The sequence below is a fragment of the Faecalibacterium sp. Marseille-Q4896 genome (assembly GCF_017377615.1).
In the GTDB taxonomy this organism is placed as follows: domain Bacteria; phylum Bacillota; class Clostridia; order Oscillospirales; family Ruminococcaceae; genus Faecalibacterium; species Faecalibacterium taiwanense.
This window is the reverse complement of sequence record NZ_JAFREG010000001.1, coordinates 202,234-224,347: the sequence shown is the minus strand read 5'-3', so window position 1 is coordinate 224,347 and position 22,114 is coordinate 202,234. Positions and strand designations below refer to the sequence as shown.

The 22,114-nt window shown below is 55.8% G+C and carries 30 protein-coding genes and 1 tRNA gene; 3 read left to right on the top strand and 28 right to left on the bottom strand.

Features of this window, described 5'->3' with window-relative positions; genetic code table 11:
- Nucleotides 1–2: 2 nt before the first annotated feature.
- The 28 genes from J3348_RS01050 to J3348_RS00915 form a co-directional block, all read right to left on the bottom strand.
- A complete protein-coding gene (locus tag J3348_RS01050) occupies nucleotides 3–821 on the bottom strand; it encodes a hypothetical protein (RefSeq protein ID WP_207698096.1) in 819 nt (272 codons plus the stop codon).
- 72 nt (nucleotides 822–893) lie between these two features.
- Nucleotides 894–1,778 carry a hypothetical protein gene (locus tag J3348_RS01045; protein WP_207698095.1) on the bottom strand — a complete coding sequence of 295 codons (885 nt, stop codon included), beginning with the start codon at nucleotides 1,776–1,778 and terminating at the stop codon, nucleotides 894–896.
- 49 nt (nucleotides 1,779–1,827) lie between these two features.
- Nucleotides 1,828–3,075, bottom strand: a complete 1,248-nt coding sequence (locus tag J3348_RS01040; RefSeq protein WP_207698094.1) for a hypothetical protein — start codon at nucleotides 3,073–3,075, stop codon at nucleotides 1,828–1,830.
- Nucleotides 3,076–3,158: 83 nt separating this feature from the next.
- Entirely contained in the window at nucleotides 3,159–3,710 is a 552-nt protein-coding gene (locus tag J3348_RS01035; RefSeq protein WP_207698093.1) for a hypothetical protein, read from the bottom strand.
- Nucleotides 3,711–3,727: 17 nt separating this feature from the next.
- Nucleotides 3,728–5,146 carry a phage terminase large subunit gene (gene terL / locus J3348_RS01030; protein ID WP_154276197.1) on the bottom strand — a complete coding sequence of 473 codons (1,419 nt, stop codon included), beginning with the start codon at nucleotides 5,144–5,146 and terminating at the stop codon, nucleotides 3,728–3,730.
- Complete coding sequence (locus J3348_RS01025; protein WP_207698092.1) at nucleotides 5,130–5,627, bottom strand: helix-turn-helix domain-containing protein; 498 nt, start codon at nucleotides 5,625–5,627, stop codon at nucleotides 5,130–5,132. The genes terL and J3348_RS01025 overlap by 17 nt, the downstream gene beginning before the upstream one ends.
- 10 nt (nucleotides 5,628–5,637) lie before the next feature.
- Entirely contained in the window at nucleotides 5,638–6,570 is a 933-nt protein-coding gene (locus tag J3348_RS01020) for a ParB N-terminal domain-containing protein (protein WP_207698091.1), read from the bottom strand.
- Nucleotides 6,525–7,964 (bottom strand): hypothetical protein, encoded by a 1,440-nt coding sequence (locus J3348_RS01015; RefSeq protein WP_207698090.1) that lies wholly within the window; start codon nucleotides 7,962–7,964, stop codon nucleotides 6,525–6,527. The genes J3348_RS01020 and J3348_RS01015 overlap by 46 nt, the downstream gene beginning before the upstream one ends.
- Nucleotides 7,965–8,126: 162 nt before the next feature.
- Nucleotides 8,127–8,203, bottom strand: a tRNA-Lys gene (locus J3348_RS01010).
- A 3-nt stretch (nucleotides 8,204–8,206) separates the two neighbouring features.
- Nucleotides 8,207–8,659, bottom strand: a complete 453-nt coding sequence (locus J3348_RS01005; RefSeq protein ID WP_097780261.1) for a hypothetical protein — start codon at nucleotides 8,657–8,659, stop codon at nucleotides 8,207–8,209.
- Nucleotides 8,634–8,897, bottom strand: a complete 264-nt coding sequence (locus J3348_RS01000; protein ID WP_207698089.1) for a hypothetical protein — start codon at nucleotides 8,895–8,897, stop codon at nucleotides 8,634–8,636. The genes J3348_RS01005 and J3348_RS01000 overlap by 26 nt, the downstream gene beginning before the upstream one ends.
- A gap of 237 nt (nucleotides 8,898–9,134) precedes the next feature.
- A complete protein-coding gene (locus J3348_RS00995; RefSeq protein ID WP_187119376.1) occupies nucleotides 9,135–9,719 on the bottom strand; it encodes a hypothetical protein in 585 nt (194 codons plus the stop codon).
- A 49-nt stretch (nucleotides 9,720–9,768) separates the two neighbouring features.
- Nucleotides 9,769–10,935, bottom strand: a complete 1,167-nt coding sequence (gene metK, locus J3348_RS00990; protein ID WP_207698088.1) for a methionine adenosyltransferase — start codon at nucleotides 10,933–10,935, stop codon at nucleotides 9,769–9,771.
- A complete protein-coding gene (locus tag J3348_RS00985; protein ID WP_118527198.1) occupies nucleotides 10,932–11,267 on the bottom strand; it encodes a hypothetical protein in 336 nt (111 codons plus the stop codon). The genes metK and J3348_RS00985 overlap by 4 nt, the downstream gene beginning before the upstream one ends.
- A 13-nt stretch (nucleotides 11,268–11,280) precedes the next feature.
- The gene (gene ssb, locus J3348_RS14125; RefSeq protein WP_242702823.1) at nucleotides 11,281–11,973 is read right to left on the bottom strand and encodes a single-stranded DNA-binding protein; all 693 of its coding nucleotides are present in this window, start codon (nucleotides 11,971–11,973) and stop codon (nucleotides 11,281–11,283) included.
- A complete protein-coding gene (locus J3348_RS00975; protein ID WP_207698087.1) occupies nucleotides 11,970–12,791 on the bottom strand; it encodes a hypothetical protein in 822 nt (273 codons plus the stop codon). The genes ssb and J3348_RS00975 overlap by 4 nt, the downstream gene beginning before the upstream one ends.
- A gap of 12 nt (nucleotides 12,792–12,803) precedes the next feature.
- Nucleotides 12,804–13,232, bottom strand: a complete 429-nt coding sequence (locus J3348_RS00970) for a RusA family crossover junction endodeoxyribonuclease (RefSeq protein WP_097780255.1) — start codon at nucleotides 13,230–13,232, stop codon at nucleotides 12,804–12,806.
- Nucleotides 13,229–13,402 carry a hypothetical protein gene (locus J3348_RS00965; protein ID WP_179859790.1) on the bottom strand — a complete coding sequence of 58 codons (174 nt, stop codon included), beginning with the start codon at nucleotides 13,400–13,402 and terminating at the stop codon, nucleotides 13,229–13,231. Before J3348_RS00965 ends, J3348_RS00970 begins: the two co-directional genes overlap by 4 nt.
- Nucleotides 13,395–14,288, bottom strand: coding sequence for an ATP-binding protein (locus tag J3348_RS00960; RefSeq protein WP_207698086.1), 894 nt, complete (start codon nucleotides 14,286–14,288; stop codon nucleotides 13,395–13,397). Before J3348_RS00960 ends, J3348_RS00965 begins: the two co-directional genes overlap by 8 nt.
- Nucleotides 14,281–15,033, bottom strand: coding sequence for a hypothetical protein (locus J3348_RS00955; RefSeq protein WP_207698085.1), 753 nt, complete (start codon nucleotides 15,031–15,033; stop codon nucleotides 14,281–14,283). Before J3348_RS00955 ends, J3348_RS00960 begins: the two co-directional genes overlap by 8 nt.
- A gap of 29 nt (nucleotides 15,034–15,062) precedes the next feature.
- On the bottom strand, nucleotides 15,063–15,971 hold the full coding sequence (bet, locus tag J3348_RS00950; protein ID WP_097780252.1) for a phage recombination protein Bet: 909 nt from the start codon (nucleotides 15,969–15,971) through the stop codon (nucleotides 15,063–15,065).
- A 6-nt stretch (nucleotides 15,972–15,977) separates the two neighbouring features.
- Nucleotides 15,978–16,688, bottom strand: a complete 711-nt coding sequence (locus J3348_RS00945; protein WP_207698084.1) for a hypothetical protein — start codon at nucleotides 16,686–16,688, stop codon at nucleotides 15,978–15,980.
- A 19-nt stretch (nucleotides 16,689–16,707) separates the two neighbouring features.
- Complete coding sequence (locus J3348_RS00940; RefSeq protein WP_154276209.1) at nucleotides 16,708–17,322, bottom strand: hypothetical protein; 615 nt, start codon at nucleotides 17,320–17,322, stop codon at nucleotides 16,708–16,710.
- Nucleotides 17,267–17,536 carry a hypothetical protein gene (locus J3348_RS00935; protein ID WP_207698083.1) on the bottom strand — a complete coding sequence of 90 codons (270 nt, stop codon included), beginning with the start codon at nucleotides 17,534–17,536 and terminating at the stop codon, nucleotides 17,267–17,269. The genes J3348_RS00940 and J3348_RS00935 overlap by 56 nt, the downstream gene beginning before the upstream one ends.
- Nucleotides 17,533–18,144 (bottom strand): hypothetical protein, encoded by a 612-nt coding sequence (locus J3348_RS00930; RefSeq protein WP_207698082.1) that lies wholly within the window; start codon nucleotides 18,142–18,144, stop codon nucleotides 17,533–17,535. The genes J3348_RS00935 and J3348_RS00930 overlap by 4 nt, the downstream gene beginning before the upstream one ends.
- Nucleotides 18,110–18,289, bottom strand: a complete 180-nt coding sequence (locus J3348_RS00925) for a hypothetical protein (protein WP_207698081.1) — start codon at nucleotides 18,287–18,289, stop codon at nucleotides 18,110–18,112. Before J3348_RS00925 ends, J3348_RS00930 begins: the two co-directional genes overlap by 35 nt.
- Nucleotides 18,282–18,791, bottom strand: coding sequence for a helix-turn-helix transcriptional regulator (locus J3348_RS00920; RefSeq protein ID WP_207698080.1), 510 nt, complete (start codon nucleotides 18,789–18,791; stop codon nucleotides 18,282–18,284). Before J3348_RS00920 ends, J3348_RS00925 begins: the two co-directional genes overlap by 8 nt.
- 58 nt (nucleotides 18,792–18,849) lie before the next feature.
- Nucleotides 18,850–19,068 (bottom strand): helix-turn-helix transcriptional regulator, encoded by a 219-nt coding sequence (locus J3348_RS00915; protein WP_158576306.1) that lies wholly within the window; start codon nucleotides 19,066–19,068, stop codon nucleotides 18,850–18,852.
- Nucleotides 19,069–19,212: 144 nt separating this feature from the next.
- Here J3348_RS00915 and J3348_RS00910 point away from each other — a divergent pair, with 144 nt between their 5' ends.
- The 3 genes from J3348_RS00910 to J3348_RS00900 all read left to right on the top strand — a co-directional run bounded on the left by J3348_RS00910 (nucleotide 19,213) and on the right by J3348_RS00900 (nucleotide 22,091).
- Nucleotides 19,213–19,593: a helix-turn-helix transcriptional regulator gene (locus J3348_RS00910; protein WP_207698079.1), complete on the top strand. Its 381-nt coding sequence runs from the start codon at nucleotides 19,213–19,215 to the stop codon at nucleotides 19,591–19,593.
- 31 nt (nucleotides 19,594–19,624) lie between these two features.
- Nucleotides 19,625–20,281 carry a hypothetical protein gene (locus J3348_RS00905; protein ID WP_207698078.1) on the top strand — a complete coding sequence of 219 codons (657 nt, stop codon included), beginning with the start codon at nucleotides 19,625–19,627 and terminating at the stop codon, nucleotides 20,279–20,281.
- Nucleotides 20,282–20,354: 73 nt separating this feature from the next.
- Nucleotides 20,355–22,091: a recombinase family protein gene (locus J3348_RS00900; RefSeq protein WP_207698077.1), complete on the top strand. Its 1,737-nt coding sequence runs from the start codon at nucleotides 20,355–20,357 to the stop codon at nucleotides 22,089–22,091.
- Nucleotides 22,092–22,114 lie beyond the last annotated feature (23 nt).

Below are 22,114 nucleotides of genomic sequence, written 5' to 3'. Positions count from 1 at the left end.
TGTTAAAATTCAATGCGTCCATCCGACTCGTTCCAGATGCCAGAGGATACCACAACATCCGTCAGGGTGTTGAAGGTGACATAGTATGGATTGCCGGTAACATCAGCGCTCAGAATCAGCTCCAGCAACTTCACGCGGGCCAGCAGGTCGTTGATGCTGGATTCATGGCCATTGAGCAGGCTTTTCAGAAGCGTCCAGAACAGCAGCAGATTCCCACTGCCCAAATACTTCTCGCTGCTTGCGGTCATGTTGTTGTAAATGCCCTTGATGAGGCCATCATCCGCCTTTGCCACACTTTCCCGTGTAGCATAGCTGGTGAGGTCCACCTCGGCAGAGCCGACGATCTCAAAGATGCCGTGGATGAGCTTGTACGCTCTGTACTGCTTCCCAGCTTCACTGTTGTTCTTACGAAGGAAATAAATGGTGTCAGCGTTGGCCTCGCTGGGCGCAGGGAGAGCATCGACAGGGACGGCTTTCAGATGCCCGGCCCCGTTGACCTTTTCCACAACATCTTCCGTCGTGGCATAGCCGGAGTCGTTCTCCAGCGCAGAGGTCTTGGTCGGAACCTCGATGTTCACGACTTTGTTGTCGGGAGGGATAGCCTGCCCATTCCTCTGGATGCTAACGATGACGTTTTCTTCCGCATTGGCAGGAGCATGAGCCGACTGTACATGAGCTTCGCAGGTCTTCAGCGAATCGTTGATGTCCTTGATGATGTCTTCCATCGCAGAAGACAACTCTGCAATCTGTTCTGCCGTGTAACCCTTTGCCTTCAGAGAAGCAAGCCTAAGCGCTTCAAGCGTGTTGAGTTTGTCGCTCATGTTCGCTTTCCTTTCCAAAATAACAGCGGCAGGAGTCCATTCCCCTGCCGCTGCATTCTTACTTATGGGTTATCAGGCGGTTGCGCCAAAGACCTCGGTCAGCATCTCAGTGACCTCAGCGTCGGTGGCGATGGTAACGACTGCGGTCTCCACGCCATTGATCTTAATATTGCCTTCGGTGGTGCTGGCCTCGACCTTGGTAGCGCCCTCAGCAATACCTTCAACCTTGGTGGAGGTGGCGTCCCACTTTTCCTTATCGCCGGTAGCGATCTTGTCCAGCTCGGCCGCATTGGCGTGAGAGTGCTTCTTGCTGACGGCATCCTTGATGTTGGCGTTGGTCTGGTCGTAGGTGTCCAGCAGTGCCTTGTTGGCGTGCTCATGGGCCTTGTTCAGGGCGGTCTGCACCTCGGTCTCCAGCTTTGCCTTAGTGATTGCGCCGTCGGTGATAGATGCGGTGACCTTATGAGTCTGCTCATCAATGGCGATGACAACCATATCACCCGCAGCAGAGCCGGAGGTAACATACTCGATCAGGCCGCCGACATCAACGTACAGGGTGTCGTTGGTGGCATTTGCCAGAACCAGCTTGATATAAGTGCCTTTGGGCTGGCCGGTGGGGTTGGTCACAACAGAGCCAGACTTAACCACCATATCCTTCGGAATGTTGATAGCTGCACCAACGGCAACGCCATCCTTCATGAGCTGGTAGACAGCAGCATAGTCGCCGGACTTCTCAGACTTCTCCACAGTGTAGCCGGGAACCTTGATGTCCACAGCCTTATCCTCGATGCTCTGCACCACGCCGTTGACCTTAATGGTCTCCAGCACGTTGGCCTGTGCGCCAGCATCTTCCAGAGCCTTAACACGAGCAGCAACAGCGTCGCTCTCAGCCTTAGCTTTCTGTGCGAGCTGCTTCAGGTGCTTCAGGCGGGCCAGCTTTTCCTCATTGTATGCCATATCGTTCATTCCTCCATATCGTTATCAGGTGTTATCGGTGGGAAATACTTCACTCAGCATCTCGCTCACTTCGGAATCGGTCGCAATATCGACTGCGGCATCGCCCAGCGGGGTTGGAGTCGGAGCCGAGGTTGTCCTTTGCGGTAACACCTGCGCCGTGCGTCGCAGTGGCCTTGTACTTCAGGCTTGCCACAGCGTCACCGCCAGCATCACCGATGACGAAACCAGCGCCGCCGTTGTTGTCGGAGCCAGCAGCCAGAGAAACGGTCTCAGCATTTGCGACCTCGGTCGTCGCCTTGTCGGTGATGCGCTCAACCTTCCAGCCGGAAGCTACAACTGCGGTGTCAGGACCGTACTTGTAGGAACCGGGGTTCAGTTCAGCAGTGCCATAAGACGCAGCAGCGACCTGAGTACCAGCTTCGACAGCCTTCGCTCCGTTCAGAGCAAAGCCAGTGACGGAGGGCTGCGCCGTGATGGTGGGCTGAAGACGCTTGCTGAAAATCTCAGTCAGGATGTCGGCGACGGACTTGCCCTTCGTCTGGAAGGTTGCCGTTCCGTTCTGGCTCTTGGTCAGGTTGCCGACCTGCGTATATCCACCGGCCAGCGTGATGTTCTCGCGCAGGATGACCTTATCGGCATCGACATTGCCGGTCATCGCCACCCACGCCTTGCCGTCGTAGAAGTAGGCGGACTTCTCGTAGGTAGAGTTGCCAACGGTGGTCGTGACCACGAAGACATCGCTCTTCTTGACGGCCACGTCGGTGTGCGCCTTGAAATACGCGGCGATAACCGAATCATCGGATGCAGACAGGTCTTCCTTCGCGCCTGCATACACCGTGCCGCCAATGCCGCCAGAAACGGCATTCAGCTGTTCGATGGTCGCATAGTTGCTCAGGTCAACGGTGGTATCATCCAGACGGACGACTTCCTCACCGACCTTAGCGTAAATGTCGTAGTACCCGGTGGCAGCATTCATCACCAGATACAGCACATTATCCTGCGCCTCATCGTTGGAAGGAACCTTCTCAACTTTCTCGAAGCGTGCATGAGCAGACTTTGCAATGGCGGTGGCGATGGCACTGTTGATTGCCTCGGTCGTCATGCCGTCTGCTGCATCCATCTTTCCGTCAATAACGGACTTCAGAGCAGCCGAGAGGTCAGCTTCCGAAATTTCGCTCTTCTTGGCGAGGGAGCCAAGCTCGGATGCCAGCGTGTACTTCGCCAGCTCCTGCTTCACTCTCTCCGCCTGCGCCTGCAACTGAGCGAGGGTTACAAGCTTACTTGCGGATACGGGCATTTGCATACCTCCAAAATTATATTTCACAGCAGTTTCAGCGCTGCTATGACGAATTAAGGCCCTCTTTCAAGGGCGAGAGGGCATCAGCCAAATACTTTGTTGAGCATATCGGCTACGTCCTTATCGGTGGCAATGTCATCCTCGCTGACGTTCTTGTCATTGGAGTCCGAGCCACCGGGGTCTGGTTTGGGAGCTTCCGATTTGCCAAACACAGTGTCCAGCATATCTTTGACTTCTTCGTCCTTTGCGACTTTCCCGTCGGCGACCTGACCTTGTGCCAAATATCGCAGCAGGTCACAATCGCCGCCATCGCCACACTTCTGAACGGTGATAGCCTGCATGATGTCCCACTTCTGCGTAGTTTTCTTCCGGCCGTCCAGCCCGAAACCGACCACGGAAACGTAGAGCTTGCCGGGCTTCAGCACATCCTTCGGGATGTAGAACGCCTCATCGGCAAACTGCACCGGGACGGACTTGGGACAAGCGCTGCTCGTGAAGACGACGATCTTGTCCAGTTCATCCCACGAGCTGTCAAATTTGAATGCGGCCTGCACAATGTCTACGCTGCCTGCGACAAGCTGGCCTTTCAGGTCATGGGTGATTTTCTGGTCATTGACTGAGAAAATAATCAGCATTGCATTCACCTCTTTTCTTACGTTATCAGCGAACGAATATCAAACGTATTGTCGTTGTAATAGGCGTTCGCCTGCGAATAGCAGTCAACTTGGTCATCGTGCGCACCGCTTGGGAACGCTGCCATTTCCTCCACAAAGTCCATCACCCACGGGCAGGCAGATGCCGCTGGGATGTAGACGTTCCCGGCTTCAGCCACAGCGGTGGTCGCATGGGCGCGGACCACCTTGCCACCAAACGGCTCCACCGGGATGATTCCGGGGATTTCTTTCTTCAGCACGTCGATGACCGCCGTGCCGTTGGCCTTGTCCTCGACCAGCTTTCTTGTGGTCTGGGGCCACTTGGAGGAAAGCCCGCGCATGGCATCCAGCGTTTCCGTGAAGCTCATGCGGCCACGCACCTGATCGAGCAGATAGCGGTCTGCGCCTTTCCTTGCCCAGACCTGTCCAACAACGAAGTCTGAACCGTCCTTGTCCTTGAAGGTGCAGTCCCACGACTGGATGAAGTCATGCAGGCCGGACGGCAGCGCCGCCCAGCGTTTCCACCACTCTCTCTTGAACATACCGCCGGAGCTCGGTGTGGGGGTCTGCATATACAGAGAAGACCATGCGTATGTACCGACGGTCTCTTTCTGTTGTGCAGCCCATGCTTCGTCGTAGCCGCCCGCAGGCCACAGCGCCTCGCCTAGCTCACGGCCCAGAGGGTCGGTAGCCGGGTCTTCGCAAACGGCCGGGAGCGAGATAATGTCCCAGTCCTCAACCTTGCCGTACTCCGGGTTCAGGAGCCGGGCGGCAAGGTCATCTTCGTGCCAGCGGGTAAGGATGATGATAACAGCGCCGCCTGCGTGCAGTCGGGTACTCACCGTGGACTGGTACTCGTCCCACAGCTTATCGCGGTAGGTGGCAGATTCAGCCTCGGCGCGGTTCTTGATGGGGTCATCGACGATAAGCAGGTCTGCGCCATAGCCGGTGATGGAGCCGCCGATACCAACGGAGATCATGCCGCCCATGCCGTTGTCGAGGTTCCAGTTCGTTTTGGTGGCCTGCACTTGGGAGATGGTATGCCCAAACAGCGCAGGACCGAACTCCTCGACCTTATCGCGGTTCCGCTTGCCGAATTGCTGGGCAAGGTCGCCGCTGTAGCTGATCTCGATGACACGCTTCTCTGGGTTCTTTCCCAGATAGAACGAGGGGAAGGTTTCGGTCACGGTCATGGACTTGCCGTGGCGCGGCGGCATGAATATCATCAACCGCTTGGTCTTCCCCTCCATGATGCTTTCCAGCTTCTCACACACGAGGTCGAGGTGTCTGGCTCTTTTCCACCTGCCCATGTGGACGTACTGGACATAATCGGCGTAGTGCCGTTTCGCCAGCGCAATCCGGGCATTTGAGCCGAGGTACTTACGCTTGGCAGGCGAAACATTATTCCGCGTCGCCATCAAGGCCCTCGTCCATTTGAGCCAAACGGCGGAGTTCATCATCCGTCAGGTTATCGAACGGGGATGTCTGAACAGCTCCGTCAAGCGTAACCTTCTGGGTCTGGGAGAACTCATCCCGGCATCGGTTGTTGAGCCAGTACATCTGCGCCATTGTATCGGGAACGGCTTTCTTCGTGAGCGTTCTGACCCGGACCGGCTTCTGCTCACCAGTCCGAGGGTCTACGTCAATGACGCTTTCCTTTTCCTGATATTCAAAGCCTACAGCGCGTTCAAACAGAGATTTTTTTACTTTTGCGTCGGCGACTTCTTTTCCGCTCTGACAGGCCGTATTGAACGACGGGTACGTCTGTCGCCAGCGAATGATGGTCCTACGCGAAACGTGGAAGGCATCGGCAATGTCCTGATCTGTTGCGCCCTTGATAGCAAGTGACCATGCCCAGTCATCGTGGTACGCCGGATTGTACTTTAGAGGCGTAGGCATTTGCTATCACCTACTTCCCTGCCAGATAATCCGCAGCCCAGTATTCAAGGGCCTGCCACTTGTTCTTCGGGCCGATCTCGCCATCCTTGACCATCTTGTCGAGCGCCTGCGTGATGGTATCAGCAGCCTCTTTGGGGATGGCCGGAGAGCCGAACAGGTTAGGCAACTGCACCCATTCCTGACTCTCGTCAAAGTGCAGGTCATCGAACAGGGACTCGGTGGCCTTAATCATGGCGTGGATGGCAGCGCCGGTGTTCTTGACGTTGGCAAACTGCTGGTACTTCGTGATGGTTTCGATGAACTCCTCGTGCTGGTCAATATCTGCAACGCCCAGCATATCGGGGCTGAGGGAACCCAGAACCTTCACAAGCTGGTCCAAATCACGGAGCTGATGCGGCAGGAAAGTGAACGTGACGTTCTTCCAGTCGAACTCCACCTTCGGGGACAGCAGCTTCTCAAGCTCGGCCATAGGCTCGCCGATGATGTCCTTGCCAATGTAGCTTTCCAGCATATCGTCCACATCGTCGATCATCTTGGCGATTTCCTTCAGGGTGGACTGGTCATCAAAGCCGCTGATGGCGTTGTGCGCCAACTGCTTTGCGGCCACCTGAGAGCGCCGCAGGCCGGTGGTGTCCAGAATGACAAAAAGCTCCGTCAGCACACCGCTGTCCTTTGCAGAACGGATGCGGTGGTGGCCGGAGATAATCTCGATCTTACCGTCGATGAGTGCGCAGAACGGGAGGCTTTCAAGCTGGCCCCGCTTTTTGATGTTGTCGGTAAGCTGCTTCTGCATCTCGGTCTTCATAATGCGAGCGTTGATGTCCTGCTCGCGGAAGTCGGTCAGCTTTACTTTGGCAATGACCAGACCGGAACCCATATCGGCGACCGTTTCATACTTTACGGCTGCGCTGCTGACTTGGTTTTCTCGCGCTGTTTCTGCCATCGTTCTTCCCTCCCTAACCATTCATTCAATGCCTGTTTGGCGTTTCTATCGTACAAGGGCGACTCGTATGTGAGCCGGTAGCCCATCTTCTTATCCGGGACTTTCTTGGTCAACTCCATCAGCCCCCGCATTTCCTTGGCCTCCGGGTATTTGGTCATCTGCACCGTCTTGAGGGACTTGGCCTTTTCCTTCTCCAAATCCGTGCAGATATTCATAATCAGCGGCCTGTTCTGTGCCAGCATGGTCAGAAGCCGCCCCAGCCGGTAGGTCTTATGGGGAACGGTCATGCCGTACATGAGGAACACAGCATCGGAAACCTGCGTACCGAAGGCTCCCATCGTGAGCGCTGACTTATCCAGCCCGAACACGCCAGCCAGTTTGCCGTCGATGAGGACGGCCATGTTGATAGGCGCAGACGAACCGACAAAGTTGTGCGTCCAGAGCTTTCTGTAATACTGGGCGGCGGTGCGCTCGATCTGGGTAATCTGAATCTTGCTCTTGCGGGTGATTTCATAATCACGCGGCAGGATGCTGCAATCCAGCGGCTCCAGCTTGCCCTCGCTCGGGCGGGTAATCATTTTACCCTCAGCAAGCATGGTTGCCTCATCCGGGCGGTTGGTAGTCAGGTACACGTTGATGCCGTCACGCACACCATACCGAGCAAAGACAGGATGCCCGGCAGTGAGGCCCGGGGCGTTCTCCTCGTAGCACATCAGAAGGCACTTGGCATCGTTCATCTTGTCGTACAGGTCGTTCAGCCCGGTCTTGGGGTCAAAGATGCCGTACTCAGGTTCTTTCCATGTCATGCGCCCGCCGGTGTCGTACCACTTCTCGAATCCAGCGGCATAGGTGGGCGGGTTTGCAACCACAAGGCAGTGGGGGTCATCATAGCACGTTTCAAGGTGCTTCCACATATCCAGCGGGCGGTAGCTCATCCCATGCAAGGACTGCTTGGCCCTGTCGAGCTGTGCGCGGATTTCCGCCAGATGCTCCTCCTTGCGGTATTCCAGATCGCGCATGATGCCGTAGAAGTATTCCTTCCCAGCGTTCTTCACGGTCCGCAGGTACAACTGCGCATAGAGCGCAACCGCAGGGTCAAGCAGCTCCTCATTCGTGAAGCCGTCCGCTCTGATTTCCAGCTCCTCAAGGGACTTGCCCGTGATGGCATATCCCATGATGGAGGTGAACATCGAAACGTCGCTGGCCTCAATCTCGCTGGGCTTGTACCCACACTGCGCCGCGATGTGCGACATGGCGAAAGCGCCGGCGCACGGCTCAACGAACCGGGTGTACCCCTGCTTGCGGGCGTTTTCAATCAGCGGCTTCAGGAACTTCTGCTCCTGAGCGACCAGAGTTCCGAGGAAGAACGCTCCGGGGTTCTGGAACTTTGCCATTCATATCACCGACCTTTCTTTCAAAATTGCCCCTCTGGTTTCGACTGGAGCAGTTGCTTTCCAGAGGGTGGGTTGTTTCCAAAGACGTGAACGTCTGGAAAGCCCTTGTTCGTAGGCATAAAAAATGGGAGCCATGCTGTTTCCAACATGACTCCCTATGGTTGGTCCGCCGAGCAGGGATTGAACCGTGCGACCCCCTGATTAAGAGTCAGGTGCTCTACTTTCTGAGCTATCGGCGGGTATTACCACATTTTCATCTGGACTGCATCAGGCTCAACCGCTTTCTGCGGTTCAGGCTGTTTCGCCCACTTGTTTGGTGACGGGTCAGGCAGCTCCTCGATCATTTCTCCTGTTCTTTGGAGCCACCATTCTGCGAACACCAGTCTATGACACCACTCTCCGGGCTTTCGGACATCTTCGTAGCAACAAAGTACCACGGGCTTGCCCATGTCCTCATAATGCTGGAGAATCTGAGCAATCCGCGCCGTCCCTACTCTGTCCATGTGCTGGAAGTAGGGCGGCGTGAACCGCTCCCGGTTGTATTCGTTGAACAGATAACCCGGCGGCGCGATCTCCATGATGTTGCCTGCAAGCGTATACCGAAGGGGGAACTTAGGCGCTCCCCGTGTTATCCCAACGACTGTGTAATTCCCGGTCTTGAGTTCCGGGTTACTGTACCGGCTGGTGTAAATCATGTGCCTCGCTCCTTCCGTACAAGCCCACCAGAATCTTCACGCCATCAGCTATCTTCTCATCGAGATCATAGCCGAGCTGCCTGTAGAATCTGCCGTGGACCATGCACTCATACGCTCTTGTCATCGTGGAGGACTGCTCCTTCGTGATGCCGAGCCTGAAGTCCTTTGCAATCCGCAAAGCCCCTTTGAAGTCACCGTCTGCAACCAGACGTCTAACTTTATCGGATTTTCGTTCCATCTGTCGTACCTCCTGACCTTTTCGGTAAGATTTTGGGCCTATCTTCATTCTAACCCTTTACCCACCGGAGTCAATCGGTTTTGCATTCGGAGCGAAAGTTTTTGGCTTCACCGCTTGATACGAGGCCAGATGTGCCACTCGCGGTTTTTCCGGGGTGACACATCGGTTCACGCTTCGTATCTTACCACAGTGGTAATTGCACTGCAATAGCAGCTTTTTTGCAACTTTGCCAAAATTTTAGTCCAACCATCCAAAAATCAGGGCGCTCAACTTGGAAATACCCGCCTTCTGGTCGCGGAACACGGTTGACAAATCGACGTGTTCTTCATCGGCGATCTGCTGCTGAGTCTTGGGTTCAGGGGCAATGTAGAGGTCGTAAATCGTCCGATACCGACGCATTTCCTCCGCACGCTTGGAATGCTCACAGCGGAACTTGTAGTATTCCAGCATACGGTCGATGTGCTGCACGATGATGCGGGTGTGGGCAGCACTCTCCTGAATGCTCCTCACCACCGGGACCCTCACCCTGCCGTCGCTCTGACTCATCAGCTCCTCCATCAACTCCTCGAAGTCGTCATCCTCGGAGAGCTGGCTGGCTTCATACACGGCACTCTTGCTATGTTCTACAAAGCAGTGGTAGTTCTGAAGCAGCAGCTTGGTGTTATGCAGGCGCTTATCCTTGACGGCCTTTCGGTTCCGCTCCGCTTCGTGCTGGAACTTTTCAATGGCTGTTTCCGATGCCACCCGTACGATCTCCTGCATCATTTCCGGGGGAATTGTGACGTTCTTGTCTTCCTGTGCCATGTCTAAACCTCCCATCATGGGCTTCGCCCTCTTCCCCGCCCACGGGGAAAGAGGCTTGCCTTGTTTCTTACAGCGTGTTATACGTTCTGCGCAGGAGCCCCGCTTTGTGGGTGCTCTCCCATGTGAAATTGCCGCCCGTTACATTGCCGAAGTGGCCGTAGGCGGATGTCTGTTCATAGATAGGCAGGCGCAGGTTCAGGGCATCAATGATTCCCAGCGGGGTCAGTTCAAAGCAGCGGTCTACTGCATTGCAGAGCTTTTCCTCATCCACATTGGCCCCGAACGTGTCGATGCGCAGGGATACCGGGAACGCCATGCCGATCGCATAGGCCAACTGGACCTGACACCTATCGCACAGACCCGATGCCACGACGTTCTTTGCAATATGCCGGGCCATGTATGCTGCACTGCGGTCAACCTTCGTGGGGTCTTTGCCAGAGAATGCCCCGCCGCCGTGGGGAGCATAACCGCCATAGGTGTCCACGATGATCTTCCGCCCGGTCAAGCCGGTGTCTGCCGCAGGGCCACCCTGCACAAAACGCCCGGTAGGATTGATGTACAGGTCGTAGGTGTCGATGTCGAGCCACGGGAGGTGCTGACGGGCTTCCTGCAAAACAGGCGTGATGACATTTTCCACCAGCGGGTGCATCAGCAGAGGGAGACTCCCGTCCGTGTGCTGAGTGGAGATGACGATGGCGTCGATACGCTGGGGCTTCCCATCCCCCTCATATTCCACCGTTACCTGCGTTTTGCCATCCGGCAGGATAAAGGGGATGGTTCCATCCTTGCGGGTCTGGGAGAGCTTGTAGGCCATCTTGTGCGCAAGCATGATGGGCAGGGGCATCAGCTCCGGGGTTTCGTTGCAGGCATAGCCGAACATCATGCCCTGATCGCCTGCGCCGCCCACCGTGTCGCTGGTTCCCATTGCAATATCGGGGGACTGCTTGTGGATGAACGTCATGACCTTGCAGGTATCGGCATCAAAGCCAGATGCCCCACCGGTGTAGCCGATGTCACGCAGGACCCGCCGGGCAATGCCCTCAATATCCACATCGACCTTGCTCGTGATCTCGCCTGCAATAAACACCGTGTCGGTGGTGCAGCAGGTCTCACAGGCCACCCGGCCGTTCGGGTCAACAGCCAGCACTGCATCCAGCACCGCATCAGAGATACGGTCGCACACCTTGTCGGGATGACCCTCGGTCACAGACTCAGACGTAAACAGCTTTCTCATGCCTTTTCCTCCTCAGCATTCTTCTTGTCTTCCTGCTCGTGGTGACATACAGCAGCAGCCGCCTGCAAGAGTCTCATCAACTCATCCAGACGGACGCTCACCATAACGGGCTTTTCCCCGTGGACAGAGAACGAGACCGTTCCCCGCGTATAGCTGGCAAGCATATTGCATTCTGCCGTACCCATGCTTTCGATGCCAGCCGGTTTGCCATCGACCGCCGCAAAGGTGGTCACGGCTGCGTTCACCGTCATCTGCACTCCGTCAGGGATGCCGGACACCTGTGCAGGGACCTTTACGACATGGCCCATAAGGGGATTTTTATTTTCTTCCATGTGTTCTCCTTTCTCAGAACGGGATGTCATCATCATCGGGCAGCGGGCGGAAATCATCGTTCGTGGGTTCCGGCGCTGCCTGCGGGGTGGAGCCGCTATCTTTCTTGGACTCGCCGAAGAAGACCTGATCGCAGCGAACCTCCGTCCGCTTGCGCTTCACCCCGTTTTTCTCGTAGGTGCGTGTGGTAAGGACACCGCTTGCCTCGATACGCTTTCCCTGCTTGAAATACCGGGCGACAAACTCAGCTTTCTTTTCCCACGCCACGCAGTCGATAAAGTCCGTCTGGTCCTTAACGCCGGGCCGGTCAACCGCAACCGTGAACTCCACCACGGGCTTTCCGTTGGGAGTGGTGCGCAGTTCGGGGTCGCGTGTCAAGCGGCCGCTGATGGCAATAATGTTCATAGGGTAGCTCCTTTCATCATCGTAGTAGTCGAGTTCCAGATAGTTCTTCCCGAATGCCGCCCGGAAGTCTGCGACGCTGGCTTTGTGGGCCATCATGTACTTGATCTGCCAGAACTGCTTCAGGGCATCGGAGGTTTCCCTGCACTGGTGCGCCGCATACCGGCCGTTCCGATGGCAGCTCTCGCCGCACAGGCCCACCTTCAGGCCATACTTTTCGGACTTGTCCCGGAACGGCCCCGGGTAGACGTGGTGCTCTTCCAGCCAGCCGGTCTTTCCGCACAGAAAACAGGTTCCGTACCTCATTCGGCATCACCCTTCCGGGCGTTGGGGTTTTCCACATCCAGCAGGATGCCACCGCATTCCAGACACTCTACCACGATCTTCTCCGGCTCCTCATGGTCGCCGACCTGAACCGTGCCGAAGCCGTTGCAGGCGATTTCCTCTGCCAGATGAGGCTCCAGAATGCTGTCATCCACATGGCGGGGGTCTTCTGCGAGGTAGGCAGAGCCGAGGGCGATGATGCCGTCTGCGGTCTCCGCATAGCAGTGGCCTGCACTCCGGCTCACCGTCATCCGCTCTCCTACAAGGACTTTGAGGATGCCCCACTGGTCCTTGATGCCGCACTTATCGGGGTTGCGCAGGATGTAGCCCTTGTCATCGCTGATGACCGTGTAGTCAACATCCACGATGCCTTCCGGGAGCTGGGGCGGTTCCTGCTCCACAGGGGGCGCAGCATTCTGGCGGCTCTGGGCCGTGTCGAAAAGCGAGGTCTGCCCATCGTCGATGTCCTTCATCACATACTCCATCAGCTCCTCATCCCACACCAGCTTGCGGTTGCCGGAGAGGTTGCCGGTCGTTTTGTCCTTGACCTTGATTTCGGTGCTGATCTCGTGGCTGAAGCTGGGCTTCATCACCTGCACGGTGTCCCCCTCCCGCGTTGCATCGAAGTTCCGTTCCGGAGCCGGGGTCAGTGCCACGCTGATTTTGCAGTTGATGGAGGCGCTGTCGCTCTGGAGCCTGTCCATCTTCTGAAGCAAGCGCTGGAGGGCGCTGTCGAAGTCCATCTTGAAGGCGTTGAAGGTGTCCGCGCTCAGGGACAGCACATACGTTTTGTCGCTCATAGTCATTCTCCTTTACTGTTCATACGGTATATCTGAGATTTCAACGATAACACGCGGGATGTCTGAGTAGAACTTCCGAACCAGTGCGTCTACGATCTGGGCATCATCGCGGTAGGCAATGCCGTTCAGGGCATCGCAGATGATTTTGCCGATGTTGTCGAAATCAGGCTTTCGTGTCGGGCGTATCAGGCGGTCGATCATGGCAAGGTGTTTTTTCTGGCTGGCCGACCTCGGGACGGAGAGAAACGCAAAAATCCTCACGCTCAACATGGCGTCATCAGCAAACCGAACCCCGGATTGGATTCTGTACTCGGTCTTTACAAGGTTTTCGTACAGAACCGTGTTTTCCGGGGTTCGGGCTGTCACATGGCCGCATACGGTTGAGAATTTCGGGCGTTCCTTACCTCGCGGCTCCCCATAGATGCAGAATTGCGTCCTCATTCCCCTGCCGCCTGCTTCGGCTTGTCGTTCGGAGCGTACTCCAGATAGTATTCGTAGCTTTTCTTGCCCTGCCGGAGCTGCTTGCCCTGCCGGACGGTGTAGTCGTTCTTTACGAGGATGGCAGCTACCGTAAGCCGGTCCTCAACGCTTGCGATGATAACTTTATCCATCGTTGCCCTCCAAAAAGTTCTTCATCTCGTCAAATCTGCGGGCCGCTTCCGCCTTTCTCCACGACCGACCTGTGAACTGCATCGGGTAGCACATTTCAAAGATACGGTCATAGATGCGGGTGTAGCGGATGTCCGCAGATTCTTTCATTTCGGTCATGCTCAGGTTCGTGGTGAGGATGATGGGGAGTTTGGCTCTGTACCGGCTGTCCACAATGTCGTAGACCTTTTCCAGCGCAAAGTCTGTACTGCGTTCAGCGCCGAGATCATCAATGATGAGCAGCTTTGCCCTGTTCAGCCGGGCAATCAGGGTGCTGTCATCCTCACTGAAGCCCTGCATAGTTTCCAGCAGCTTCACAAACGAGGTCATCACCACCGGGACTCGCAGGCTCAGGAGATGGTTTGCAATGCAGGCCGCTGCGAATGTCTTCCCGGTCCCGACCCCGCCGTAGAACAAAAGCCCCTGATTCTTTGCCAGCATTTCATCGAAGTGCTTCGCATACCGCAGGCAGAGCTTCAGGTTGTAGGCGTTATCCTTAGTCTGCTGGAATCCGTCAAAGCTAATGTCCCGCAGGCGTTCGTCCATGAGGCTTTGCCGCTGAAGCGTTTGTGCTGCCCGCATTTCCCGGTCCTGCATGAGCATCTGCTCTTCCTGCTTCCGCCGTTCTGCCCGGCAGCGGCAGGATACCGGCATCTTGACCCGGACTTTCTTCTTAGGGTCGAACGGAACGGCTTTCAGGTCGGGCATATTGACCTCTACCTGCCGACGGGTATGGCAGTTCCCGCAGACGAGGAACCCTTCATCGTCGTAGTAATCACCGTTCTCCGGCTGATTTGCCGCCTGCGCCTGACGAACAGCACCTTGCAGCAGGCCGTCAAATTTACCCATTCTGCTCACCCCACTCTCTGAACGGATTATCCTTAGCCGGTGCTGCCTCGCTAACGCTTTGCTGAAGCAGGCCCGGTTTCTTTTCTTTGACCCGGTCTACGACCCAGCAGAGGATGGCGCGGTAGTCGTCCTTGTAGGTCTTTCCCCGTGCGCCCTTGTAGTTGTCAAGCTCCACAATGCAGGCATCCGCAAAGGCTTTGCCGTACAGTTTCACGAGCCTGTCGTAGTTTGCTTCGCTCATCTTCACGAACTCCGCATAGGATTTTTTATCGGGTTTCGGCTTTGCAGGCGGCTTGACTTCTGGTTTCACAGGAGGTTCCATCTGTTCCGGCTCCGGGGTCTTCGGCGCAGGCTTTGCGGTCTCACGCTCCATCTGGCGGGCTTTCCGCTTTCGTTCAGCATCCAGCCTGCGGTTTTTCTGGAGCTTATACCACTGCTCCTGCCATGTGTCCCAGTCGTGGATGTAAAAGCCGTCGGCCGCCACATCAATCCAGCCGGTGTCCACAAGGGCCTGAACCACTTTGCCCATGTCGAGCTGGCAGTCCTCGCCGCAGCCGTACAGGTATCGGCTCAGGACTTCGAGGTCTGCATCCTTGACCAGCCCGGTCTCATCGGCGTTCTTCATGCCCCAGAACCACAGGAAGTTCAGGATGCCGAGGGCTTCAAACTTGGAACACCCGATGGCACGGTATAATCTACGGAGCTTCGTACCGTCCACCTCCTGATGTACGCTTATCCACGGCATCCCCTCACCTTCCTTTTCCGCCGGTGGCTTTATTCTTCGGCTGCACCGTCATTTTTGGTGGCTTCCTCAGCTTCCAGCTCCGCCTTGTGGGCCGTGCAGATCTCGACCAGCCGCTCGACCACCTTGTTGTAGGTGGACATCTTCATGCCGGTCGTAGAGGTCAGCCCCATCTCCTCGATGATGGACTTGACCACGGCGTTGCCTTTGTCCTTGCCGAAGTTTGCCTGCGCCGCCTTGAAAAGCTGCTGGCGCTGCTCCTGCGAGATGACCGGGTCTTCTTCCTCGGCCGGCTGTTCTTCCGGCTTCGGGTCATCCAGCTCCCTGTATTCCGCCGGGATAGCGCCGGATGCGATCATCTCATCCTCGGAGTACATGCCCTCATAGTCCTTCGGGAAGGCATCTCTCACGCACTGGCTGACAGCGACCTTGTTGATCATGGTGCCAGGCTTGGATTTCCAGTTTGCCTGCCCCTTGTTGTACTCGGCAAAGGCAACTTCCTTGAATGCAGTGCGTTCCTTGCCGTTCCGCATGAAGGTAACGCGGCACCAGCCGCCAACCAGAGTTTCACCCGGATAGAGGCAGCATCCCTCTTTCTGGATAATCTCGTTCCCACGCTGTACCGTGATGCCGTCGTTCTTGAACAGGTAGTCCGGGTGGTCAAATGCTCTGCGGAGGTAGGCATCCTTGCCAACGACCATCTGCGCCGGGTCATCTTTGCTGTACTTGATGAGGTAGACCTCGCCCTGAACCAGCGGGTTGAGTTTCTGCTGGCGGCATGTGTTCATAAAGAACACGAGTTCCTGATTGCTTACCAGTTCTGCCTTGCCGCGAACGAGGTACTTCTTCACGAAATCCAAATCCAGCTCAACGTGCGTGCCAAGAACATCGTAGCTGACAACGAGAGCGTTGCTCTCAGCTTTGCTCATAGCAGTAGACATATTCTTTTACCCCCTGAAGCTCATTTTTGCGACCTGACGGTAGGTGATGCCGGGAATTTCGATCTGGCCCTTCGAGGCACGGATGAGGCGCATAACAGCGGCCTGATCGACCGGGCGGAGCTCAATGCCCGCCACCGCCAGCGGGACCGCCTTGGGGTCGATCTCGACGATTTCCCAGTCTTTCGAGGTGCTGACGCCGGAGACCTTCGGGGTGACCGTGGCGGGTACTACCGCATAGCTTGCAGCATCATCCATGATGGCTGCTTCCTCAAAGGCGGCCTCCGCTCCATCTGCATCACCGGCGGCTTCCAGCGTAGCCGCTTCCTGAATCTTGCGCTCCCGTTCAGCTTCCGCTGCCCGTCGAGCAGCTTCTTCAGCTTCCCGGCGCTTACGTTCCTGCTCTGCAATGTAGGCGCTCATCACCTGTTTGACCGTCTTCTCGGCGTTGCGCAGCGGGGTCAGCATGGCCTTTTCCCGGTCGCAAACCGCTTTGTGGGCCTGATAGGCGCTGTCTTTCATGGGCTTGAAGAACGTCGTGACCTGCGACGCCTTTTTCTTCAGCATCTTGCCGAACTCACCGGCAAAGGCGTAATCTTCATCGGTCTGGATAACCAGCGACTCCGCCTGAAACTCGATGTCGGTCACATCGCGGGAGAGCTGCTGCTCATCAACGATTTCGGCCTGCGGAACGGTTGCCACCATAGTTTCTTTTTCCATCTGTCGAACCTCCTAAAAATCACTCGTTCATGTAGTTCTTAATTGTCATCAAGGACGAGAACACCGACCAGCACTTCCCACTCCGGGGAAAGCGCACTTCCTGATAGCCCTTCTTGGACAGGTGGAGAATCAGCCGGTCATCGACCTTGATGTCGTGGCTCTCCCATGCCCTGTCATAGGCTTCAAGCTGCACAGCGCAGAGCTTGCTGTTCACCTGTGCCGATGTCTTGTAGTCCACCAGCGTCACCCTGCCGTCGATGATGCACAGCAGATCGACCGTGCCTGCATACCGCAGGATTTTGTGGTAGACCTTGGTTTCGGTCGCCAGAACTTCCGGCTTGCGGCTATCCCACCACTCCCGGAAGCCGGCAAAATACCCGGCATACACCGGCGGAATGTCCTCAATGCCGAACTTGGCGTAGTTCTCCACCGCATTGTGGATAGCCGTGCCGCGCTTTGCGGCCTTGTTCAGAACCTCCGGGTCCACCGTGCTGTAGAAGTCACTGGACAGCGGCTTCATCAGGGTGGTCACGCTGGGTACTTCCAGCCCGTTCAGGTAGTAGAGATGCCGTTCTTCCTCAAATGTCAGTTCCGGGAACTGCGGAATCTCGGGCTTCACGCATTCGTTGCTCACGTTGCTTTTCTCCCTTCAGGTTGATTGCCAACCGCATATAGTAGTCGGTCAGCTCGGTTTCGTACAGAAGCGGAAGGTAGCTCTCCGGCTGCTCTGCCAGCTCACATTTGCGCCGGGCATACCAGAGAACGCTGGTGGCTACCACATCCGGGATTTTGAATCCCAGCGATGTTTCCGCCGCCTGCCGTGCTTCTGCCAGCTTATCGGCACTCATGCCTTTTCCGCGAGTCTGCGGTGGATTTCCTGAAGCAGCTCATCGGTTGGAATCTTGCTCAAGTCCAGACCGGCCTCAGAGTCCTCAAAGAGGATAGAGGGGACCTTCAAAGCGGGGCGGATGCCGAACGAGTGGGAGCAGACGTCGTTGCCCCGGTCGCCATTGGAGTCGACGTACAGGGCGAGATCACCGTCCGACTTGCTGGGACCGCTCCAACCGGTCGCCAGCCAGCACCACCGCTCCGCATTGGGGATGATGTCAGCGTACTTGCGAGCTTCATCCAGTGTAAGCGGCGCAGCCTTCACCGACAGCTTCCCATAGCGGCCAGAACCGTCCAGCGTGGTCAGGTTGATCTCGCGGGTGATGAGCTTTTCGTTGTCGAGGCCCTTCTTGTCCATGTCCTCCAACCACTTGTCCACGGCCTTCTTCAGGTCGCTCTCTGCGTAGTTGTTGGAGCTGCCAAATTCAGAAGCACCAACCGATTCCAGCGCCAGCAGGAACAGGCTGTCCGGCAGGCTACCACGACGCTCAACATCCAGCACCACAAATCTGGTTCCGGCCAGCGTAACGATGTCACCCGGCTCGTGCAATACTGCGTACTTTTTCATGTTTCGTTCCATCCTTTCTTACCGGCGATGCAAACACGCCGATATTCAATCCGCCGATTTTCTTCATGGCTTCGTCGAGTTCTCTTGCGGTTGTGATGCCATATTCTTCTGCCAGCAGCTTCTTCAGCACTTGGAGGTCAGCCATCGTCTGCACCTCCATTCAGGAGCTTGGAGCCAATGAGCTTCAGTTCCCGCGCCGCCCGAATCAGTCCGTCGAGGTAGTCGAGGATTTCGGTCAGGTCTGCCCACTCATCCTTGGAGATGATGCCATCTGCCGTGATGTCGATGAGCTTTTCCTTGACCTGCTCGATGTCACCCTGCCGGAGCTGCTTCAGCAGCTTCATGGTCGTACGCTCTACCGAGGCAATTTCAGGGGACGGCATTTCGAGGCTCTTTCCGATAAGGCATTCCGACGAACAATACCACGCCATCAGCTCCGGTGCATTGTAGATGTCTGCCATCAGCACCACCTTATCCACCGGGATGACCTTTGTGTTGCCCAACTCGTAATCTGCAAGGCTCGAGACAGAGATTCCGAGCAGTTCCGCAGCACCTTCACGGCTACCGAGCTTATCGTTGTACTTTGCGGCCTCTTTCCTACACCGGAAGCACTGGTTTTCACAGGCTTTTGCGGCATCGCGTCCCATTTTCTTTGCCCCCTTGATGCGTTATACTTTAGACATCAGCAAACCGCCATGCGTATACTTACCCTTTTGGTAAGTTGTCGTCGAAAAAAATAGCGTTGACCTGATCGCTGGTCAGGTCAAGCGCCTTGGCGACAATGCTCATTTCCTCATTGGAGAACTCGACTTCTCCGCGCTCCTTCTTGGAGTAGGTAACAAGCGATTTGCCGATCAATTCGGCCATGTTCTTCTGGGTCTTTCCCTTCTCGACCCGGATTCCCTTGAGCTTGGAGCTATTCATCCGCTCACCCCCTTTCCGTGTCTTCATTATAGCTTACCGTTATGGTATATGTCAATCTTAAAATGATAATTTTGGTAAGTTTTGTTTACTCTTTGACAAGTATGTTATAAACTTGGTAAGTAAGCTACATTGGGAGGTATGACTATGTACAGCAAAGCCATGTTCGCCAAACAGTTCAAAGAACTCATCGACAAGCGCGGCCTCACGCAGCGTGCTGTCGCAGAGCGCATCAACACGACGGAGACTACCATCTCACGTTATGTTTCCGGCGATAGAACGCCGAACATCGAGACCGCTGTGGAGCTGGCCTCTGTACTGGGCGTGACGCTGGACGTTTTGGTCGGTGCCGATCTGCCCGCTGTCGGCCGTACGCCGCCCGACGTCAGCATCTTAGTCGCCTGCTACGAGAAGGCGTCTATCGCAGACCGGCAGGTTTTGTGGTCGCTGCTCGACCGCTATATGACCCCGGAGCAGCGGGTCATCATAACGTCCATGCAACGTGAGGAAAAAGCCGACGTAGGCTGATACGGGTTGACTTTTCGAGGAGGTGAAAATCATGACGAAGCAACGTACCGGGGACGAACTTATCGTCTTTGATGATATGCCCATCGGTAAATCCTTGAGCGACTACTGGCGCTGGAACGCCTCAGACCTGCTCAACAACACCCTGCGAGGCTCCTACTGCGAGTTCATTGTATCCGCCGCGCTGGGCATTGATCTGAGCGGAACCAACGATGACTGGACTCCCTACGACATCTCTTTCCCCTACAACTGGGTATGTAATGGCGAGGCCCGCGATGAAGTGCGCATCGAGGTCAAGAGTTGCGCATATCTTCAGGCATGGCGGCAGGGCGATGGTAGGCTGTCCAACATCCAGTTCAGCATCCGGCCAACGAGAGCTTGGGACTCCATCAGCGGTTATGCTGAGGAGGTCAAACGGCAATCCGACGTGTATGTGTTCTGCCTCTATACGGAGACCGTGCGGGAACGGGCCAACCCGTTGGTGTTGGATGGATGGGACTTCTACATCGTACCGACTCATATTCTGGACGAGCAGTGCGGCCCTCAGAAGACCATCTCGCTTACTATGCTGCAAAAGCTGGACCCATACCTTGCAGACTATGGCAGCATCCGTGATGCCGTTGTCGATTCCCTGAATGTGTACCCCCCCCCGACATTTTGCATAGTTTCTATCATTCCTTTTTGTGCATAACAGAAAAAGCAGCCCCGCACTACGCACGGAGCTGCTTTTTCTTCAGCTATCATTATCTTCTGGAGGTTTCGCAATGGGCTATGTGACGAAGAAGGCGGCACAACGCTTTGAGGAAAAGAAAGCCGCCATATACGTTCGAGTCTCAACGCAGTATCAGGTTGACCGGGCCAGTCTGCCCGTCCAGCGAGAGGAACTCATCAACTATGCAAAATATGCCCTCGGCATCTCGGACTATGTGATTTTCGAGGATGCAGGCTACTCTGCCAAAAATACCGACCGTCCAGACTATCAGCAGATGATGGCCCGGATGAGGACTGGTGAGTTCTCACACCTTCTGGTCTGGAAAATCGACCGTATCAGCCGCAACCTTCTGGACTTTTCCGTCATGTACGCCGAGCTGAAAGAGCTTGGCGTGGTCTTCGTGTCGAAGAACGAGCAGTTCGACACCAGCTCTGCAATGGGCGAAGCCATGCTCAAAATCATCCTGATCTTCGCGGAACTGGAGCGCAAAACGACCTCTGAGCGAGTCAGCGCCGTCTTCGTGTCCCGCGCCAATGATGGCATCTGGAACGGCGGCAAGGTTCCCTACGGGTACTCCTACGACAAAGAGAGCAAGACCTTCTCCATCGCCGAGGACGAGGCCAAAATCGTCCGTCTAATCTACTCCCTGTACGAGTCCGAAAAGTCCATTGTCCGGGTTGCTCGGATTATGAATGAGCGTGGCCTGAAATCCCGCGCTGGAAGCGACTGGAGTCCGACCACCGTCCACACGATTCTTTCCAGTCCATTCTACTCTGGAACGTATCGGTACAATTACCGCGACGAGTCCAACACAAAGCGTTTCCGCGAAAAGGGCAAGGACGAATGGGTATTGGTCGAGAACCACCACCCGGCCATTGTGTCCCCTGAACGACAGGCTGCTGTCGGTGTCATTCTGGAAAGCAAGCGCTACAACAAGAATGCCACCTATCAGCGAAAAAACGTCCACGTCTTCGCCGGGCTGCTCACCTGCGGCTGCTGCGGCTCCACGATGGCTGCAACCACCGATAAAGTCCGGGCAGACGGCTGGAGACCGTCTATGTACATCTGCTCCCGGCGACGCAAATCCGAGGACTGCACCAACAAGTACGTCTCCGATGTGACCCTCGGCCCATTCGTACTGAACTTCTTCGCCAACCTGATAAAAGCATCCAACTCCTTCGGCAGAACGACATCCATCGAAACATTGGAGAAGAAGCTGCTGCGTGGCGAAGCGCTTTCCCGCGTTGACCACATCGAGCGTCCGGGCCTCGAAGAACTATACAACCACCTGCGCAGCGGCTTTGATGAGAAGCGCTTTGAATCTCCTACCATCGCGGCCACGGAGTCCAGTGCGGACTTGAGCGAACGTGATCTGCTGCTCTCCGAGAAGCGCCGGCTTGAGCGCGCCCTCAACCGCCTGAAGACCATCTATCTCTACGGAGATGACGAGATGGCAAGCAAAGACTTCAACATCGAGCGTGAGCGCATCACAAAAGCCCTCAGCGAGGTAGACTCCCGCATCAACGAGCTGGACATCGCCAATGCCTTTGACCTGTCGCTTTCCGATGAGGCATTCATGCAGAAGGCCAGCCAGTTCATCCTGACCCAGCAGCTCTTGGACAAGCGCTATGTGAACTATGAGCGTTTCATCCGCAAAATCGACCCCAAAATCGTCAAGGATTTCCTCAACGAAACGGTCTCAAACTTTTGTATAAAAGATGGCCTTACCACCTCAATTTTGCTCAAAAACGGCATTGAACTACGATTTTCGTACAAAACCGCCGAATAAGAAAAAAGTCCAGAAACCCGCAT